This window comes from Luteimonas sp. A482 (genome assembly GCF_054072655.1).
In genome coordinates this window covers 953,750-971,525 of record NZ_JBSVRO010000001.1, presented here as the reverse complement: position 1 = coordinate 971,525, position 17,776 = coordinate 953,750, and the positions used below count along the sequence as shown (strand labels likewise).

The following is a 17,776-nucleotide window of genomic DNA, read 5'->3' as shown; positions in this document are numbered from 1 at the left end:
CGCTCGCGGGGGAAGAGCCTGCCCTGAGCCTGCCGAAGGGTGCCGAAGGCGGATGGGGGCGCGCCGCAGGCGCGGGCAGTTGCGTCGCGACCGGCTTGCCCCCACCCCAGCCCTCCCCCGCTTGCGGGGGAGGGAGCCAGGTGCGCGGGTGCCTCCCGATCTGCGACCTCCCGATCCGTCCGGGCAGACGGAAGCTGCGCGACCGGAACGGAAGTTGCAGCCGTGTCCGTCTGCATCGGCTCCAGCACGAATGGCGCTGCCGGCACCGGCCCACCGCGGCACTTGCGCACCTGCCAGGCAATCGCGCGCTCCGTGCACACCGCTTCCAGCCGCAGCGCTGCCGGAGAAGGGTTCGCCGCGTGTTTGCGGTCGCGCAGCGCGAAGCCCAGGCATTGGCCGCTGTCGGCGGCCACCTGCAGGCGACGCAGCGCGCGCGCGTCGGCCTGCTGCGGCCAGCCCAGTACTACCGCGCAGGTGCCGCTGCGCAGGCATTGTTCGAATGCCCAAAGTGCATCACGCGGGGATGCATCGATGATGCGCAGCTGCGACAGGTCCACGCTGGCCGCCTGCCAGGCCGGTGCATACGGCAGGTATGGCGGCGCAATCACCGCCACCCGTTCGCCCTGCTGCGTGCAGCGCGCCAGCGTGGGCAGCAGCAGCGACAGTTCGCCCACGCCGTCGGCCGGCAGCAGCAGTTCGGTCAGCGCGCGCCGCGGCCAGCCACCCTGCGGCAGCAGCGCGTCGAGCACGGCGTGCCCGGTCGGCTCGCCATCGGCGGCGATCGCCGCGCTGCGGCCGGCGTGCCACAGCGTGCGCGCGGCCAGCAGGGTTTCTAGTGCGACAACGGCCGACATGCCTAGCCCCTGCGCACCAGACCGCAGTACACGCCCTCGATGGCGAAATCCTGTCCGGCGCGGACCTCGATCGGTCCATGGTCGGGATTGCGCGGCAGCAGGCGGATGCGGGCGCGCCCGCGCTCGAGTCGCTTGATGGTGATCTCGCCATCGATGCGCGCCACCACCACCTGGCCGTTGCGCGCCTCGCTGGCGCGCTTCACCGCCACCAGGTCGCCGTCGAAGATGCCATCGTCGCGCATCGATTCGCCCTTCACCCTGAGCAGGTAGTCGGGCTTTTCGGAAAACAGCGCGCGGTCGAGCAGCAGCAGTTCGTCGCTGCCGATGTCGGCGCCGATCGGGGTACCCGCCGCCACCTGGCCCAGCACCGGCAGCGGCAGCTGGTCGGGGCGCCCGGGCAGGCGCAGCCCGCGCATGCGGCCGGTGTCCAGCTCCAGCAGGCCGTCGGCCACCAGCGCCTGCACGTGCTTGTGGGCGGCGTTGCGCGAGGCGAAGCCGAAAGCGTGGGCGATCTCGGCCAGGCTCGGTGCCCGGCCCGCTGCCAGTTCCTGGCGCAGGAAGGCCAGCACGGCGGCGCGTTGCGGCGAGAGGGTGTCGATGGGGCTCATGGGTGTACATATGTACACCTCTCCGGCGCATTGCGCGAGACTGGACATAGCCGCGCTTTCACTTGCCCGGGAGGCCCGGAGGACGCAATATAACTTTCGTTATAACGGACCGGTACCCACCATGAAGCTGAAAATCACCGCCATCGGCAATTCCGCCGGCGTCATCCTGCCCAAGGAACTGCTCGCCCGCCTGCGCCTGGGCAAGGGCGACGAGCTGTATGCGCTGGAGACGCCCGACGGCATCCGCCTGACCGCCTTCGATCCCGAGCTGGCCGCGCAGATGGGAGTGGCCGAGCAGGTGATGCGCAAGCGACGCACGCTGCTCAACAAGTTGGCGCAATAGCCATGATCGTCTGGATCAACAAGGCGCTGGCCATGGCCATCCACGACAGGCAGCTCGCCGAACATGGGGGTGCCAGTGGCGTGCGGGACGACGCCCTGCTCGATTCCGCCCTTGCCCGGTCGCAGCAGCTATACGCCTACGGCGATCCTCCACCAGATCTGGCTGCTCTTGCCGCCAGCCTGGCCTTTGGCCTTGCACGCAACCATCCCTTCGTGGACGGCAACAAGCGCACCGCCGCAGTGGGCTGCGAAGTCTTCATCATGCTCAACGGCGGCACGCTGCAAGCCGAAGACCACGAGCTGTATCCGCAGTACCTCGGTCTCGCCGAAGGTTCCCTGGACGAAGCCGGGTTCGCCGCCTGGCTGCGTCCGCGCATCACCATCAAGCCAGGTGGGCGGGTGCAGGAAACGGCCGGCAGCGGCGCCTGAGATTACCGCCGCATCCATGCCCTCAGGTCCACCCCGTCATCTCGACTGCAGAGATCTGCTGTCCGATCCAGGATTTACCGGCTGCGCCGTTGAAGAGCGCTTCTCCCTTCGGTCGAAATGACAGGCTCGGGGCGGCGGAGCTGCCTGCAACATCCCTTCACCCTGTCATCTCGACCGCAGAGTCCGTCATCTCGACCGCAGGGAGAGATCTGCTTCTGCTGCCCGCCACGCCGCGCCTCACTCTTCCGCAGACGGCGCCGGCCCCAGCCACTGCGGATAGCGCCGCACGATCTCGAGCATGCGCTGCTGGAAGTCGGGATGCTCACGACCGATGGTCCGCGCCAGTTCCACGCGGTCCAGGAAGAACTGCTCGAACCCGCCCGGCGAGAGTCGCGTCAGCAGGCGCACCGGGTTGCCGTCGGCACTTCCCTGGGCATGGACCGTTCCGCGCGGGACATGGACGTACGAACCCGCCGGCAGCCGGTACGCATGGCCGTCCATGTCCAGCGTCAGGGTGCCCTCCAGCACGTAGAAGCTTTCGTCCAGCTGCGGATGCACGTGCGGCGGCGTGCGGTAGGGCGGTTGTTCGATGAGCTCCACCAGCGCGTACGCTCCCCCGGTGCTGGCCGAAGGCACCAGCACACGCAGCGCGCCGGCATCGTAGGGTAGCGCCGGCGCCTCGCCAGCCGTGATCGCCAGTGGGCTGTCCGCGCGCGCCGCAGCCGGTTCGACGGCCATCGCTGCCGTGCAAGTCAGCAGCAGCGCCGCCGCGCAGGTGAATCGAATGTCCTGGAATATCATCGGCAGCGCTCCCGGGGCGGCGACATCGCCGTTGCCAGGCAACAACGGCGTCCGGCGACGGCGGCGGTCACCGCGCCTCCTGATCGCGGGAGCGGATGCCGCCGCTCAGCCGCGTCCTGCTTCGAGCCGGTGCATGAACACGCCGGCCACCGCCACGCCTACCGCCACCACGCTGATGATCAATGTCGCCAGCGCGTTGATCTCCGGCGTCACCCCCAGCTTGACCTTCGAATAGATCAGCATCGGCAGGGTGCTCGCGCCCGGGCCGGAGGTGAAGCTGGCGATCACCAGGTCGTCCAGCGACAGGGTGAAGGCCAGCAGCCAGCCGGCCAGCAGCGCGGGCGCGATCAGCGGCAGGGTGATCAGGAAGAACACCCGCCACGGCCGCGCGCCCAGGTCCATCGCCGCCTCTTCCAGGCTGCGGTCGAGCGAAGTCAGGCGCGAGCGCACGACCACGGTCACGTAGCAGGTGGTCAGGGTGATGTGCGCCAGCATGATCGTGGTCATGCCGCGCTGCGGCCAGCCGGTCATCTGCTGCAGCGACACGAACAGCAGCAGCGACGACAGCCCCAGCATCACGTCGGGCATCACCATCGGCGCGGAATTCATCAGGCTCAGCAGGCCGCGCCCGGGAAAGCGCCCGAAGCGCGACAGCGCCATGCCGCTGGCGGTACCGAGGAACACGGCGGCGGTGGCTGCGGTGGCCGAGATCACCAGGCTGCGCCCCAGCGCATCGAGGATCTGCTGGTTGTCCAGCAGCGCGCCATACCAGCGCAACGAGAACCCGCCCCACACCGTCGCCAGACGCGAGGCGCTGAACGAGTACACGATCACCGACAGGATCGGGATGTAGAGGAAGGCATAGCCGCCGGCGATCACCGCCCACAGCCACCATGGCCGGCCTTTCATGCGTCGACCTCGCGCTGTTCGCGCCGGTTTTCGATGTACTCGAACACCAGGGTCGGGATCACGATCAGCAGCAGCATCGCCACCGCCACCGCCGAGGCCAATGGCCAGTCGCGGTTGGTGAAGAATTCGGTCCACAGCACGCGACCGATGGTCAGCGCGTCGGGACCGCCCAGCAGGTCGGGGATGACGAACTCGCCCACCGCCGGGATGAACACCAGCAGGCAGCCGGCGATGATGCCGGGCATCGACAGCGGCAGGGTGATGCGCAGGAACGACTGCGCCGGCTTCGCGCCCAGGTCGGCCGCAGCATCGAGCAGGGTGAAGTCCAGCCGCATCAGTGTCGCCGCCAGCGGCAGCACCATGAACGGCAGGTAGTTGTAGACGATGCCGATGTACACCGCGAGGTTGGTGTGCAGCACCGCCTCGCCCGGCTCAAGCAGGCCGATGGCCGCCAGCGCGCTCGACAGCCAGCCGTTGGTCTTGAAGATGCCGATCATCGCGTAGGTGCGCAGCAGCGAGCTGGTCCAGAACGGCAGGATCACCAGCATCATCAGCAGCAGCCGCGTCACCGGCTTCGCACGCGCAATGCCGTACGCCATGGGATAGCCGATCAGCAGGCAGAACAGCGTCGACACACCGGCGAACAGCAGCGATCGCAGGTAGGCCGCCACGTACAGCGGATCCTGCAGCAGCAGCGCATAGCTGGAGATGTGCACGCGCAGCGACAGCGCCCCGTCGCCGGCCTGCTCGAGCAGCGCGGTATACGGCGGCACCTGCCCGAACACCGCCTCGGCAAAGCTGATCCGGGCCACGATCAGGAACGGCACGGCGAAGAACAGCCCCAGCCACAGCATCGGGATGAGCTTGACCAGCAGCCGACCACGGCGGGTGCGGAACTCGTCGCGCACCACGCGGAAGAAACCGAACAGGTTGCGGACCACGTCGGCCCAGAAGCTCCACGTGCCTTGGTCACGCCGCGCGTTCACGAGGCCAGCACCACGGCGCCGGTGGCGGGCCAGCTCAGCCACAGCGTGTCGTCCCAGTCGTAGTGCGGCTCGGAGCTGCGCTCGACGTGGGTTTCCTGTACCTGGATCACCGCGCCGGACTCGGTCTGCACGTGGTAGATCGACACGTCGCCGAGGTAGGCGATGTCGCGCACCTTGCCCACGGCCACGTTGTCGGCGGCCGGGCGCTCCTCGTGCACGTCGATCTTCTCCGGCCGCACCGCCACGCTCACCGTGGTGCCTTCCGGGATGTAGTCCGTATGCCGCGCCAGCACCGGCTCGGCCAGCGCGTCGCACTGCACGCGCACCAGCCCGGCATCGAGGTCATGCGAGAGCACGCGACCCTCGAACAGGTTGATGCCGCCGATGAACTCTGCCACGAAGCGCGTTGCCGGGAATTCGTACAGCGCCGCCGGCGTGGACACCTGCACGATGCGCCCCGCATCCATCACCGCGATGCGCGAGGACATGGTCATCGCCTCTTCCTGATCATGCGTGACCATGATGAAAGTGGTGCCGACCTTTTCCTGGATGTTCACCAGCTGGAACTGGGTGCGCTCGCGCAGGCGCTTGTCGAGCGCGCCCAGCGGTTCGTCGAGCAGCAGCAGCTTGGGCTCGCGAGCCAGCGCGCGGGCCAGGGCGACGCGCTGGCGCTGTCCGCCGGAGATCTGGTCGGGCTTGCGGTTGCCCAGCTGCGGCATCTGCACCAGCTCCAGCATGGCCTGCACGCGGTCGCGGATTTCACCGGCCGGCCGCCGGTCCTGCTTCAGGCCGAACGCGATGTTCTGCGCCACGGTCATGTGCGGGAACAGCGCATAGCTCTGGAACATCATGTTCACCGGCCGCTGGTAGGGCGGCAGCGCGGTCACGTCGACGCCGTCGATCAGCACGCGCCCCTTGTCGGGCGCCTCGAAGCCGGCCATCACCCGCAGCAGCGTGCTCTTGCCCGAGCCCGACCCGCCGAGCAGCGCGAAGAACTCGCCGCGGTAGATGTCCAGCGAGATGTCGTCGCAGGCGTAGAACTTGCCGAAGGTCTTGGTGACGCCTTCGATGCGCACGAACGGCTGCGCGTCGGCATCGCGCCAGGGCTCGATCGGTGGCGTGGCGCGAGCGGGTGCTGCCATGTGTGTCGATCTCCCGGGCTGGCCCTGGCACCGGTGCGCTGCGCGCACGTCGGGCAAGACCGGTGGAAACAGTGCGCGTCCGCAGGACGCCGCATTCGGCGAAGCGGGCATGGTACGTCCTCGCGCCGCGCCTGTGCGCGACGTCCGCGATGGTGACGGTCAGCGCGTTGCCGGCACGCCGCGGCGGCGCAGCAGCCGCTGCGCGAGCGGACGCCCCGCGAACTCCACCACCAGCAGCACCGCGCCGCCGATCAGCGTATCGACCAGGCGGTCGACCAGCAGCGGCGCCAGCGCCGACACCTGCGCCAGGTATCCCACCACCAGCGCCAGCGGCGTGATGAAGACCGTCGCCAGCCAGTACACGCGGCCGACGAACAGCTCGGTGGCGAACTGGAACGCGCCCACCGCCAGCACCAGCACCCAGGCCGGCAGGCCAAGGCCCAGCAGCAGGCCGGCGACCAGCACGCCCAGCGCGGTGCCGATGATCCGGTGTCCGGTCTTGACCGCGAAGTGCCGGCTGTAGGGGCGCGGCATGCAGGCCACCACCGTCACCGCGGCCCAGTAGGCGTGGCCGAAGCCCAGCGCCTCGACCACCACGATCGCCAGCACCACGCCCATGGCCACTTCCACCGCCGTCCACCACACCACAACGTCGGTCCAGGCCGCGGGTCTGCGTCGCGCCGGGCGCAGCGGCGCGAACGCGGGCAGATGCACGGCTCGCCGCAACCGCGTCGCCATCGCCCGGCGCAGCAACAGCCCGGCCATGCCCACCACCCAGCACAGCGCTACCGTGGCCGCGGACAGCAGCAGCCGCGCCGGCACCTGCGCGGGTTCCACCGGCACCGAGGCGACCACGGCGAAAGAGAACACGAAGAACGTCCCGCCAAACGGGATCCACTGCATCCGCTCCGACAACACCACGCCCGCGGCCGCAAGCGCCGCAAGCATGAGCGTGACCTGCCAGCCGTTCCACATCGCGACCGAGGCCAGCGTCGCCGCCGCGACAATGCCCAGCAGGCAGAACCCGGCCACGGCCAGCGTCACCACGCGGTCGCGATAGCGTTCGCCGCGGCCGTACAGCGAGGTGAATGCAGGAAAGGCCACGTAGACGATCAGGTCGGACCGCCCCAGCGCCAGCAGCAGCGCCAGCGGCACGACCACGCAGAACGAGGCGCGGATGGCGGCCTCGACGTCCATGCGGCCAAGCCGCTCGGGCCAGATCCATTCGGGCAATGGGCGCGTCATGGGCGCGTCATGGTCTGGAACCGGGGCTCAGCGTAGTGGGATCATGCGGCGACTGCCGCGGGGGCAGCGCTCCTAAAGTGCCTCCCAACTGCAGACACCGGCTGTCTACAGCTGTCATTTCGACCGCAGGGAGAAGCGCTCTTCAACGGCGCAGCCGGTAAATCTGGTTTTATCCCGGCAAGAAGCAGATTTCTCCCTGCGGTCGAAATGACAGTGTGCCGTTTGGAGGTCAACGGCGCCCGCTCCTCACCGCCAGCCGTTGCCGCGAGCCTTTGTGGCCAAGCCTGGCCGCCACTCCTCACCGCCCCTTACCGCCCGCTCTTGATCGCCGTCCATGCGCGCACGCGCTGGCGCTGCACGTCTTCGGGCAACGACACCGGATCGACCAGCTTCGCGCGCACTTCTTCCGGCGGGTACACGCCGGGGTCGGCGGCGATCTCCGGATCCACCAGCGCGGTCGCATCGCGGTTGGCGTTGGCATAGGCCACGTGGTCGGTGACCTTGGCGATCACCTCGGGCTGCAGCAGGTAGTCGATGAAGGCATGCGCGTTGTCGGCGTGCGGCGCGTCCTTGGGAATCGCGATCACGTCCATCCAGCGGATAGCGCCCTCCTTCGGAATCACGTAGCGGATGTCGGGCGCATCCTTGCCGGTGGCTTCGGCCGCTTCGGCGGCGACGTCGCGCGCCTGGCCGATGTCGCCCGAATAGCCCATCACCAGGCAGGCGTCGCCATTGGCCAGCGCATCCTTGTAGGCGGCATTGTTGAAGGTGCGCACATGCGGCCGAACCCCGGCATAGGCCTGCTTCACCAGCTCGATCTCCTCGACCCCGCCGCCATTGGGATCCCTGCCCAGCCAGATCAGCGCCGCGCCAAAGGCTTCCTGGTCGTCATCGAGCACATGGATGCCGCAGGAGGCGAGTTTCGCGGCGTTGGCCGGGTCGAACAGCAGCGCCCATGAATCCAGCGGCGCATCGGGCCCCAGCGCCGCCTGCACCTTGTCCACGTTGATGCCCAGCCCCGTGGTGCCCCACATGTACGGCACCACGTGCGCATTGCCCGGGTCGATGTCGGTCAGGCCGGCCAGCACGTCCGCATCCAGGTGTGACCAGTGCGGCAGTTGGGCCTTGTCGAGCTCGGCATACAGTCCGGTCTTGATCTGGCGTTGCGCGAACGGGCGCGCCGAGGGAAACACCACGTCATAGCCGGAGCTGCCGGTGGTGAGCTTGGTCTCGAGCGTCTCGTTCTCCGAGTACACGTCGTAGCTGACCTTGATGCCGGTCGCGGCCTCGAAGCCCGCGATGGTGTCCTCGGCCACGTAGTCCGACCAGTTGTAGACGTTGAGCTCCTGCGCGGAACCACCGCCAGCGTCGCCGGAGCCGCCGCCGCAGGCGACCAGCGTCAGCGCGCAGGCAAGCGGCGCAAGGCGGGGAAGGATCGTGCGCATCGGGGGGATTCCTGTGCAGGGAAAGAAGCAGGCGGGCCGTGGCCGCCCGTGGTGGCGGCATGTTAAGCCCTGCACTCCGGGGCTGCATGCGAAGGCGCGTTCCACGCGTGTATCGTATGCGCCCCCACGCTGCCCGCCCACGCACATGCGCCTCGCCAAGACCAGCCTTCTGCTCGCCCTCGCCGCCCTGCCCGGCATCGTCCTCGCCCAGGACGCGGACGGCGGCAGCGCCTGGTCCGTGGAAGGCGAGATCGCCGTCGCCAGCGAGTACGTCTGGCGCGGCCTGACCCAGACCGACGGCAAGCCCGCTCTGATGGGCGAAATCACCGTGTCCCACGAAAGCGGCTTCTATGCAGGCGCCTGGGCCGGCAGCGCGGATACCGGCGATTCGGAGTCCGGCATCGACCACGAGATCGACCTCTACCTCGGCTGGGCCGGCGAACTGGCCGAGGACGTCGAGCTGGACCTGTCGGTCACGCGCGTCAAGTACCCCGGCGTCAACGAAGGCTACGAACTCGACTACACCGAATTCGCCGCCGCGCTGTCGTTCGCGGAGTACTACACCGTCGGCGTCGCCTATTCACCCGACATCGTCCAGTTCGGCGAGCAGGGCATCTACTACAGCGCTGCCGCCGAGTACCCGCTGGGCGACAGCGGCTTCGGCTTCAAGCTGTCCAGCGGCTGGTACGACCTGGACGATGCCGCCGGCGACAGCTATGGCAACTGGCTGGTCGGCGTGACCCGCTCCTTCGGCCCGATCGACGCCGAACTGCACTACACCAACACCTTCAGCTACGGCGAAGCGCTGTCGGAAAACTTCGACGACGCCGAAAAGGCCGACGGCCGCGTCGCCCTGCGGCTGGCTTGGGGTTTCTGAGGCCGGGACTGTCCCGCGACGCACGGGCAACTTGAACACGGTCGGCCGCAAGCCCTCAGAATCCGCGCAGCAGCGCAGGCACCCCTACCGCGATCTCCCGCGCAAGCAATCCCATTGCGCCGCCGCCCTCCAACCTTGCCGCGGCGCGCGCGTGCAGCCACACGCCCCAGCACGCCGCCTGCGCGGGCGTGGCGCCGCGTGCGCACAGGCCGCCGATCAGGCCGGCCAGCACGTCGCCGGATCCGGAAGTGCCCAGTCCCGGCGGCCCGTTGCGATGCAGCCACAGGCCGCCCGACGGATCGGCGATCCAGGTGTCGGCGGATTTGAGCACCACCACCAGATCCCAATCGCGTGAGAATGCGGCCGCCAATGCCGCAGCGTGCGCGGCGACATCAGCGGCATCGCAGCCCAGCAGCGATGCCATTTCGCCGTGATGCGGCGTGATGATGGCGGGCGGCCGCTCGCGCAGGCGATGCCATCCGCGCAGCAGCTGCAGGTCGATCGCACCCGCATCCAGCACTGCGGTGCCGGGCAGGCGCGACAGCAGTCGCGCCGCCAGTGCGCGCATCGCCGTGCCGCTTTCCACGCCTGGCCCCAGCACCAGCGCGTCGGTGTGTGTCACCGCTGCGGGCAGGTGCCGGCCACCACTCGCGATGCTGCCGTCGGCAGCTTCGGGAAGGCCGAGCACCCGCGCCTCGGGTACGGCGATGGCCAGCGCAGGCGCAGCACTGCCCGCGACCGCGAGCTGCAGTTTGCCCGCGCCCGCGCGCAGAGCAGCCTCGCCTGCGAGGCGCACCGCGCCAGCGAGGTCGCGCTGGCCGCCGACCACCAGCACGCGGCCGCGCTCTTCCTTGCCGCCGCCATCGCGCCGCGACGGCAGCGGCCAGGATCGCAGCAGGGCCGCAGTCAGCGGCTTGGGCCGCGGCGCGCGTCCGCCTGTGTCGGGCGCGGCAGTGCTCACTTCGGCCCGGCCGGGACGTCCGCCGCTTCGGTCACCGGCGCGCCTGCCTGGAGCAGCGGCAGCTCCATGTTGGCCACCTCCAGCCAGAAGCGTGCGTCCGGCGCGGTGCGGTCCATGGCGTAGGTGGTGACCGAGCAGTTGGGCACGTCGGCCTGCCGGTCGATGTCGAGGATCTCGGCCTCGTCCATGCACTCGAACAGATAGCGGAAGCAGTTGACGATCACCTGGTGCGCCACGATCAGCACGCGTTCGCCCACGTAGTCACGACGCAGTTCCTCGGTCACGCTGCGCAGGCGCAGGATCACGTCGCACCAGCTCTCGCCGCCAGGCGGGCGAAAGTAGAACTTGCCCACGCTGGAGCGCTGCGCGGCCAGCTCCGGAAACTTCGCCTTGATGCCGGCGATGGTGTAGCCGTCGAGCACCCCGAATTCCTTCTCGCGCAGGCGTTCGTCAACCAGCACCTGCTCGTCGGGCGTACCCAGTGCACGCGCCACCGCCTCCATGGTCTGGCGTGAGCGCACGAAGGGCGAACTCATCAGCGTGGTGGGCTGGATGTCCGGCGGCAGGCGTGCGAACCAGTCGCCGAGTGCGCGCGACTGCTCGCGGCCGAGCTCGGACAGCGGCGTGTCGGCATCGCGGGTTTCCAGATCGATCAGGTGGTGCGCGGCAAGTTCCGCGCGATCACGCGCGACGTTGCCTGCGCTCTGGCCGTGTCGCACGATCCACAGGCGGTCGGGCCAGTCGGTGTGTCGAAGTCTTGCCATGGAGTGTCGGTGCGTTGGCGCTCCAGATTCGACGTAGACGCGTCAAGGGCGCGCGAATCGGCCGCACGCACCGTGGCATTTGGAATACGGCAGGGAGCGCGTCCCCGGAACTGCCCGGAAGACGCACCCTCTCAATGGCCCACCCTCTCCGCATCGACATGCGGGGATGTTGCGAACCGAGTCACTCGGCCTCGCCGACATCATCCGAACTCAGGCTGACCTTGGTGGTCTTGGCCATCGTGCCTTCGGCTTTGCCCAGTTCAATGCCGGTGACCGGGTTGGACGCAGGGTCGGAGGCAGTGCGCTCCGCCATGGCCGTGACCACGCGCTCTTCCATCGGATCCAGCACGACGCTGGGAACGCCATCACCACCATCGACCGCGGTGAACTGCTCGGGGTCGGAGACGTAGTCGAAGTTCTCGTCGCTGTTCCACGGCCCGCGCATGTCGCCATCGCCCTGCGAGGTGTTGACGTACATCTCCTGGAACTCCGGCATGCCAGGCAGCTTGCCGGGCGGGAAGTTCGGCTCGATGGCGTAGAGCGCCTTCTCGAATGACTTGAGGTGCGCCATCTCGCGCGTCATCAGGAACGTCAGTGCGTCCTTGACGCCCGGATCGGCAGTGACGTTGATCAGTCGCTCGTACACGATCTTGGCGCGCGCTTCGGCCGCGATGTTGGAACGCAGGTCTGCGGTCGGTTCACCGATGCTGTCGATATAGCCGGCGTTCCACAGCTGGCCGCCCGAGTTGATCAGCGCCGGGCCACCGCCATACAGCACCTGGGTCACGTGGGAATCGTTGCCCTCGCCCTGCAGCGAGCGGAACAGTTCGCCCTCTTCCTCGACCGCTTCGGCCAAGCGGCCCTTGGCGCCCTTGTTCAGCATGGCCACCAGCGAGCCGATGACCTCCAGGTGGCTGAGCTCCTCGGTGGCGATGTCGAGCAGCATGTCCTTCCTGCCCGGGTCATCCTCGGAAAGGGCCTGGGTGAAATAGCGCATGGCGGCTGCCAGTTCGCCCTGCGGGCCGCCGAACTGCTCGAGCAGCAGGTTGGCCAAGGCGGGGTTGGGCGCGGCGACGCGGACGGTGTATTGCAGTCGCTTGTTGTGGCTGAACATCTGCTGCTCCTTGGGCGCACGATACGGGAGATCCGGGTCTGTGCGACCGGTCGCGCGCGATGTTCCGCGTTGGGCGGAAGTCACCGGGCTACGTCGCTCTGCACAGGCCGCCGAAGCTATCGGTGCGACTGAAACAGGTGCGTGAATTCACCGGCTTTTTTGCGCTGAAAATCGTTCAGGCTGTCCGGAAACATGCGCACGCCGTGAAGCCGACGGGATGCATCGCGCTACCGCGCTCCGAGGGCCTCGGCCAATGGCACAAGATCCTCGCCGGACACCGGCCGTACCACGCGCGCGATCTCGTCTCCCGCGCGCAACAGCACCAGTGTCGGCCACAGCTTCACGCCGAAAGCGCGGCCCAGCGGCTTGCCGCGTCCGTCTTCCACTTTCAGGTGGATCACGTTCGCCGGCCCGTCCAGCATGTCCCGCAGCGCCGGCTGGGCCGCCTGGCAGTGGCCGCACCAGGGTGCGCCGAATTCGAGCAGCACCAGTCCGGGCGCTGCATCGACATCCATGCGCGCCGGCTCCACCACTTCGTAGTCGCCGCGATAGCTCACGCGGATGCCCGCAGTGCGCGCTCGATATCCTCCAGCGGCGCGTTGGTCAGGGTCTTGGGAAGCTCGGCGATGATGCGCGCCTGCACTTCCTTGTGCAGCAGCGGACGCATGCGCCCGAGCGTGGTGGGGTCGGCGGCAAGCACGAGATATTCGTACTGGTGCTTGAGCGCGCCGTCGTTGAGCGCGTGCGCCAGCTGCTTGGCGAAGGTGGCCTCGTCGATCTGCTGGCCGGTGGACTCGTTCGGCATGCTGCCGGCCGGGCCGTCGTCGTCCATGTTCATCAGCTCGCGCAGTTCGACCTGATGCAGCGCAAGCTCGCGTTCGTCGCCACGGTTGCGGAACAGTCACGCGTTGCCGCCGTCGGCGACCACCACCAGCGTGCCGGAAGGAATCAGTGCCATGCGGTTCTCCTCTTTGATCGAGGAACCACCTTCACCCATCCGCGATCAATGTCGCGTGACCCGCTCAACGCGATGGCGTGTCCTTGTCGCCTTCGGCCTCCGGATCGGGCGGCGCCTGCCGCTGGCTGCCGCCTTCATGGATCGGCATGCGGTCCTTGCCGAACGGCGAGAAACTGTTGCGGTCGCCGCTGCCATGCGGGTACTCACGCTGCTCGCGCTCCGGCTTGTCGGCCTGGGGCGGCGTGTCGGTCTTGCGGGTCATCTCTCTCTCCTGCTGCCACTGGTATCGACGCGTTTCAATCCTGGCGCGGGCGCCGGTCGGGTTCGCGATCGGGGCCGGACCCCGGATCCTGCCTGGGCTGCTCGCCCGGCTGCTCGCCCGGCTGCTGGCCCGGCGCCTGGCGATCGGGATTGGCCGGATGCGGATCCTCGCGGCGCGGGGGCGGCTCCTGCTCGATGCCGTTGTCGTAGGGTCGGTTGTTCATCGTTGCACTCCTGCACCTGCGAGGCGCCCTACCGTGCGCCGGCCGCAATGCAGGATGCGTGAGGGGCTGCCCGTGCCGTCAGGCCTGCGGGCGCGTCTCGGCCTTGGGTTCGGTCACTTCCTGTCCCGCTTCGGCGCGGCCGGCCATCTCCGCCCCCGCATCCGGTGCCAGCTTGCGCATCTGCAGCACCGAGACCAGCGAAACCAGGCCCACGGTCAGGAACGCGAAGGTGAAATTGATCGGCGCGTCAGCGCCTGCGCCGGTCATGCGTGAAGCGATGCTCAGCGCGAAGCCGCCGATGGTCACCCCCAGCGCCAGCGACAGTTGCTGCGCCATCGCCGCCAGGCTGCTGGCCTGGCTCATTCGCGCCTGGTCGATGTCGGCATAGGCGATGGCGTTGATGCTGGTGAACTGCAGCGAGCGCAGGAAGCCGCTGGTGAGCAGCACGCCCACCATCAGCGCGTACGGCGTATCGGCGCGGAACAGCCCGAAGCCGCACAGCATCAGCGAGGCCAGCAGCCCGTTCCACACCAGCACCGGGCGGAAGCCGGAGATGCGCAGCACGCGCGGCGCCAGCACCTTCATCAGCATGGCGCCGGCCGTGGAGGTGAAGGTGACCAGGCCCGACTGCAGCGGATCCAGGCCAAAGCCCAGCTGCAGCATCAGCGGCAGCAGGAACGGGGTGGCGCCGATGCCGATGCGAAACAGCGAGCCGCCCAGCACGCCTGCGCGATAGGTGGGCACGCGCAGCAGGTCCAGCTGCAGCAGCGGATGCGGATGCCGCCATGCATGGCGCACGTAGGCCGCCAGCAGTGCGGCACCGACCAGGATCGCGGCCGCCAGCGCCACGCCCGGCACCAGCCCGTGCCCGATCGCCGACAGCCCGAACATCGCCAGCGCCAACCCGCCGGCCGAGAGCAGGAAGCCGCGCCAGTCCAGCGGCCCCACCGGCTGGCGCAGCATCGGGATGTGCCGCCACGCCAGCCACATGCCGAGCAGGCCCATCGGAATGTTGATCAGGAAGATGAAGCGCCAGTGCGCATAGGTGGTGATCGCGCCGCCCAGCACCGGGCCCAGCATCGGCCCGAGCATGGCCGGCACGGTGAGCCAGCTCAGCGCGCGCACCAGCTCGGATTTCTCCACGCTGCGCAACAGCACCAGCCGTCCGACCGGCACCATCATCGCGCCGCCCACGCCCTGCACGAAGCGCCCGGCCACCAGTTGCCCCAGTCCATCGCTGGCCGCGCAGCCCAGTGATCCCAGCAGGAACACGCCGATCGCGCCCATGAACACCGGTTTGGCGCCGAAACGATCGGCAACCCAGCCGCTGACCGGAATGAAGATCGCCAGCGCCAGCATGTAAGTGGTCAGCGCCAGCTTCAGCGCCACCGGCGCCACGCCCAGGTCGGCCGCGATCTGCGGCAACGAGGTCGAGATCGCCGTGGAGTCCATGTTCTCGATGAACAGGGCGGTGGCGATGATCAGCGGAAGCAGGCGTTTCGGGGACAAAGGGGGACGCAAGGAAGAAGACCGTCATTGTGGCGGCGAGGGTGGCAGCCGGCGTGAGTGCACGCTGACCCCGCCGCAGGGGCGAACAGGGGCGAATAGGGGCGACGCAGGGTGCATTGCGCGCGCAGCCATCACAAGTCCTTCACACGACGCCGGGCGACCGCTCCTAGACTTGTCTGTGTCATGGCCCGCGGGGAGCGCGCTTGGATATGCTCACGCCGGTGCAGGGCCCAGCTGTCGACGCCAACCAGCTGCGCCTGTACGAAACCATCCTCCAGGCCGTGCCGGACCTGGTGTACGTGTTCGATCTCGAGCATCGCTTCATCTACGCCAACCAGGCGCTGCTCGCGATGTGGGGCTGCACCTGGGAGCAGGCCAGGGGCAAGACCCTGTTGGAGATGGGCTACGAGCCCTGGCACGCGTCGATGCACGACGAGGAGATCGATCGCATCATCGCCACGCGCGGCACGATCCGCAACGACGTGCCTTTCGAGCATGCGTCACTGGGCGAGCGGGTATACGACTACATCTTCATGCCGGTGCTGGACCCGCAGGGGCAAGTCGAGGCCATCGCGGGCGCCGCGCGGGACGTCACCACCCGCAAACGCCAGGAAGAGTCGCTGCGCCGCAGCGAGGAGCGCCTGAGCGCGATGGTCAATGCAAGCTCCGACCTGATCTACCGCGTCAGTCCGGACTGGCGGCAGCTGGCGGTGGTCGGGGGGCGTGCGGTCGGCAATTTCACCCGCGGCCAGTCGCTGGCCTGGTCGTTCAACCTCATCCACCCGGAGGATCGCGAGCGCGTGGCCGAAGCCATCCGCCATGCGCGCGAAACGCTGACCCCGTACCAGTCGCAGCACCGGATACGGCTGGGCGAGGACCGCTGGGCCTGGGTCTCGTCGCACGCCGTACCGATCCGCGACGACGATGGTGCGGTCAGCGAATGGTTCGGCGCCGCCACCGACATCGACCAGCGCGTCCGCCACGAGGAATCGCTGCGCCTGCTGGTCAACGAACTCGACCACCGGGTCAAGAACACGCTCGCCATCGTCCAGTCGATCGTGGCGCAGACGCTGCGGACCAGCCCGGACGGCGCAGAGGCGACGCCGCTGATCGAATCGCGGCTGCAGGCGCTGGCCGCGACCCACGACGTGCTCACCCGCGAGAAGTGGAGCGGCGCCCCGGTCGAGGAGATCGTGCGCCTGGCGGTCGGACACTGCCGCGACGGCAACCCGGCGCGCTTCGACCTGCAGGGGCCAGCCGTCAGCCTCGACCCCCGGCGCGCGGTCGCCCTGTCGATGGCGATGCACGAGCTGTGCACAAATGCGACCAAGTACGGCGCGATGTCCGTGCCCGACGGTCGCGTGCGCGTGCACTGGGCGCTGCACGACCAGGACGGGCAAACGCGACTGGTGCTGGATTGGGAAGAATCCGGCGGCCCTCCCGTGCAGGCGCCCACGCGCGGCGGCTTTGGCACGCGCCTGCTGCAGCGTGGGCTGCAACACGACCTCCAGGGCACGGTGACACTGGAATTCCCCCCCGCGGGCGTGCGCTGCCACATCGAAGCTCCCCTCCCTTGCAATGCAGGAATCCGGCCATGACCCCTCGCGTTCTCATCGTCGAAGACGAATCGCTGCTGGTGATGGTGCTCGAGGACCTGCTGCCCGAGCTCGGTTACGAGGTCGTGGCGACGGCGCACTCGGTGGAGACCGCGCTCGAGGCGATGGACGAACACGAGCCGGACATGGCCATCCTGGACATCAACCTGGCCGGTGCCGCGTCGTTCCCCATCGCCGACGAACTCGACAGCCGCGGCATCCCGTTCCTGTTCGCCTCCGGCTATGGCCGTGGCGCGCTGCCGGCCCGTCATGCCGGCGCGGTACTGGTGCGCAAGCCTTTCGGCCGCCAGGACCTCGCCGATGCGCTGGCCGGGATGCCGCGACGCAAGTCCGCGCGCGCCTGATCGCCATGACTCCGCTCGACAAGCCGCTGCGCCGCGAACTGCTGATCGACGAGATGCCCTACACGCTGACCATCGACCCCGAGGGCCTGAAGCTGGTGCCCAAGGGCAAGCGCAAGGGACTGGTGCTGCGCTGGACCGAGCTGGTGAGCGGAGATGCGGCCCTGGCGGTTGCGCTGCAGGCGTCGCTGAAGGTTTGAGCAAGGCCCGGGTGGCACCGTGACTGTGGCGTGGCGTGGGATGCCAACGTTGTATCGCGCCACGTGCATGTCGCTCGCGGCTGAAGCCGCTCCTACAAAGGTGTGGACGGGCGTGTCCGGGAGGCGACGATCCAGGATCGCGCCACGTGCATGTCGCTCGCAGCTGAAGCCGCTCCTACAGAACGCGGTC

21 protein-coding genes and 1 pseudogene are annotated in these 17,776 nt (G+C 68.7%); 6 read left to right on the top strand and 16 right to left on the bottom strand.

The annotated features are described in order from the left end of the window. Positions 1-242: 242 nt before the first annotated feature. Positions 243-854, bottom strand: a pseudogene (gene imuA, locus ACW5DW_RS04355) (translesion DNA synthesis-associated protein ImuA); the annotation flags it as partial. Between the two features lie 2 nt (positions 855-856). After that, positions 857-1,453 carry a transcriptional repressor LexA gene (lexA, locus tag ACW5DW_RS04350; protein ID WP_457018403.1) on the bottom strand — a complete coding sequence of 199 codons (597 nt, stop codon included), beginning with the start codon at positions 1,451-1,453 and terminating at the stop codon, positions 857-859. Between the two features lie 130 nt (positions 1,454-1,583). Between lexA and ACW5DW_RS04345 the strand changes: the two genes are divergently transcribed. After that, complete coding sequence (locus tag ACW5DW_RS04345; protein WP_457017537.1) at positions 1,584-1,805, top strand: AbrB/MazE/SpoVT family DNA-binding domain-containing protein; 222 nt, start codon at positions 1,584-1,586, stop codon at positions 1,803-1,805. A gap of 2 nt (positions 1,806-1,807) precedes the next feature. After that, on the top strand, positions 1,808-2,233 hold the full coding sequence (locus ACW5DW_RS04340; RefSeq protein WP_457017536.1) for a type II toxin-antitoxin system death-on-curing family toxin: 426 nt from the start codon (positions 1,808-1,810) through the stop codon (positions 2,231-2,233). 237 nt (positions 2,234-2,470) lie between these two features. Here the strand turns inward: ACW5DW_RS04340 and ACW5DW_RS04335 are convergent, their stop codons facing one another. The 6 genes from ACW5DW_RS04335 to ACW5DW_RS04310 all read right to left on the bottom strand — a co-directional run bounded on the left by ACW5DW_RS04335 (position 2,471) and on the right by ACW5DW_RS04310 (position 8,761). Continuing rightward, the gene (locus ACW5DW_RS04335) at positions 2,471-3,034 is read right to left on the bottom strand and encodes a cupin domain-containing protein (protein WP_457017535.1); all 564 of its coding nucleotides are present in this window, start codon (positions 3,032-3,034) and stop codon (positions 2,471-2,473) included. 105 nt (positions 3,035-3,139) lie between these two features. Next, a complete protein-coding gene (locus ACW5DW_RS04330; protein WP_457017534.1) occupies positions 3,140-3,943 on the bottom strand; it encodes an ABC transporter permease subunit in 804 nt (267 codons plus the stop codon). Continuing rightward, positions 3,940-4,797 (bottom strand): ABC transporter permease subunit, encoded by an 858-nt coding sequence (locus tag ACW5DW_RS04325; protein WP_457018402.1) that lies wholly within the window; start codon positions 4,795-4,797, stop codon positions 3,940-3,942. The genes ACW5DW_RS04330 and ACW5DW_RS04325 overlap by 4 nt, the downstream gene beginning before the upstream one ends. A 128-nt stretch (positions 4,798-4,925) precedes the next feature. Continuing rightward, positions 4,926-6,071, bottom strand: coding sequence for an ABC transporter ATP-binding protein (locus tag ACW5DW_RS04320; RefSeq protein WP_457017533.1), 1,146 nt, complete (start codon positions 6,069-6,071; stop codon positions 4,926-4,928). A gap of 159 nt (positions 6,072-6,230) precedes the next feature. Further along, entirely contained in the window at positions 6,231-7,316 is a 1,086-nt protein-coding gene (locus ACW5DW_RS04315; protein WP_457017532.1) for an FUSC family protein, read from the bottom strand. A gap of 308 nt (positions 7,317-7,624) precedes the next feature. Beyond that, on the bottom strand, positions 7,625-8,761 hold the full coding sequence (locus ACW5DW_RS04310; protein WP_457017531.1) for a polyamine ABC transporter substrate-binding protein: 1,137 nt from the start codon (positions 8,759-8,761) through the stop codon (positions 7,625-7,627). A gap of 145 nt (positions 8,762-8,906) precedes the next feature. On the opposite strand from ACW5DW_RS04310, the gene ACW5DW_RS04305 reads away from it, so the two are divergent. After that, positions 8,907-9,638, top strand: a complete 732-nt coding sequence (locus ACW5DW_RS04305) for a TorF family putative porin (RefSeq protein ID WP_457017530.1) — start codon at positions 8,907-8,909, stop codon at positions 9,636-9,638. Positions 9,639-9,693: 55 nt separating this feature from the next. On the opposite strand, the gene ACW5DW_RS04300 is transcribed toward ACW5DW_RS04305, so the two are convergent. The 8 genes from ACW5DW_RS04300 to ACW5DW_RS04265 form a co-directional block, all read right to left on the bottom strand. Continuing rightward, positions 9,694-10,599 (bottom strand): NAD(P)H-hydrate dehydratase, encoded by a 906-nt coding sequence (locus ACW5DW_RS04300; protein ID WP_457017529.1) that lies wholly within the window; start codon positions 10,597-10,599, stop codon positions 9,694-9,696. Continuing rightward, positions 10,596-11,363 carry a histidine phosphatase family protein gene (locus tag ACW5DW_RS04295; RefSeq protein WP_457017528.1) on the bottom strand — a complete coding sequence of 256 codons (768 nt, stop codon included), beginning with the start codon at positions 11,361-11,363 and terminating at the stop codon, positions 10,596-10,598. Before ACW5DW_RS04295 ends, ACW5DW_RS04300 begins: the two co-directional genes overlap by 4 nt. A gap of 181 nt (positions 11,364-11,544) precedes the next feature. Next, positions 11,545-12,477 (bottom strand): manganese catalase family protein, encoded by a 933-nt coding sequence (locus tag ACW5DW_RS04290; protein ID WP_457017527.1) that lies wholly within the window; start codon positions 12,475-12,477, stop codon positions 11,545-11,547. A gap of 227 nt (positions 12,478-12,704) precedes the next feature. Continuing rightward, on the bottom strand, positions 12,705-13,034 hold the full coding sequence (locus ACW5DW_RS04285; RefSeq protein ID WP_457017526.1) for a thioredoxin family protein: 330 nt from the start codon (positions 13,032-13,034) through the stop codon (positions 12,705-12,707). After that, positions 13,031-13,378: a host attachment family protein gene (locus ACW5DW_RS04280; RefSeq protein ID WP_457018401.1), complete on the bottom strand. Its 348-nt coding sequence runs from the start codon at positions 13,376-13,378 to the stop codon at positions 13,031-13,033. The genes ACW5DW_RS04285 and ACW5DW_RS04280 overlap by 4 nt, the downstream gene beginning before the upstream one ends. A gap of 121 nt (positions 13,379-13,499) precedes the next feature. Next, entirely contained in the window at positions 13,500-13,697 is a 198-nt protein-coding gene (locus ACW5DW_RS04275; RefSeq protein WP_457017525.1) for a hypothetical protein, read from the bottom strand. 34 nt (positions 13,698-13,731) lie between these two features. Then, positions 13,732-13,920, bottom strand: coding sequence for a hypothetical protein (locus ACW5DW_RS04270; protein ID WP_457017524.1), 189 nt, complete (start codon positions 13,918-13,920; stop codon positions 13,732-13,734). 78 nt (positions 13,921-13,998) lie between these two features. After that, the gene (locus ACW5DW_RS04265; RefSeq protein WP_457017523.1) at positions 13,999-15,429 is read right to left on the bottom strand and encodes an MFS transporter; all 1,431 of its coding nucleotides are present in this window, start codon (positions 15,427-15,429) and stop codon (positions 13,999-14,001) included. A gap of 209 nt (positions 15,430-15,638) precedes the next feature. Between ACW5DW_RS04265 and ACW5DW_RS04260 the strand changes: the two genes are divergently transcribed. Genes ACW5DW_RS04260 through ACW5DW_RS04250 form a run of 3 tightly spaced genes read left to right on the top strand, consistent with a single transcriptional unit; the run spans position 15,639 to position 17,586 of the window. Further along, complete coding sequence (locus tag ACW5DW_RS04260) at positions 15,639-17,027, top strand: sensor histidine kinase (protein WP_457018400.1); 1,389 nt, start codon at positions 15,639-15,641, stop codon at positions 17,025-17,027. Then, positions 17,024-17,389, top strand: coding sequence for a response regulator (locus ACW5DW_RS04255; protein WP_457017522.1), 366 nt, complete (start codon positions 17,024-17,026; stop codon positions 17,387-17,389). The genes ACW5DW_RS04260 and ACW5DW_RS04255 overlap by 4 nt, the downstream gene beginning before the upstream one ends. Before the next feature lie 5 nt (positions 17,390-17,394). Continuing rightward, positions 17,395-17,586, top strand: coding sequence for a hypothetical protein (locus tag ACW5DW_RS04250; protein ID WP_457017521.1), 192 nt, complete (start codon positions 17,395-17,397; stop codon positions 17,584-17,586). Positions 17,587-17,776 lie beyond the last annotated feature (190 nt).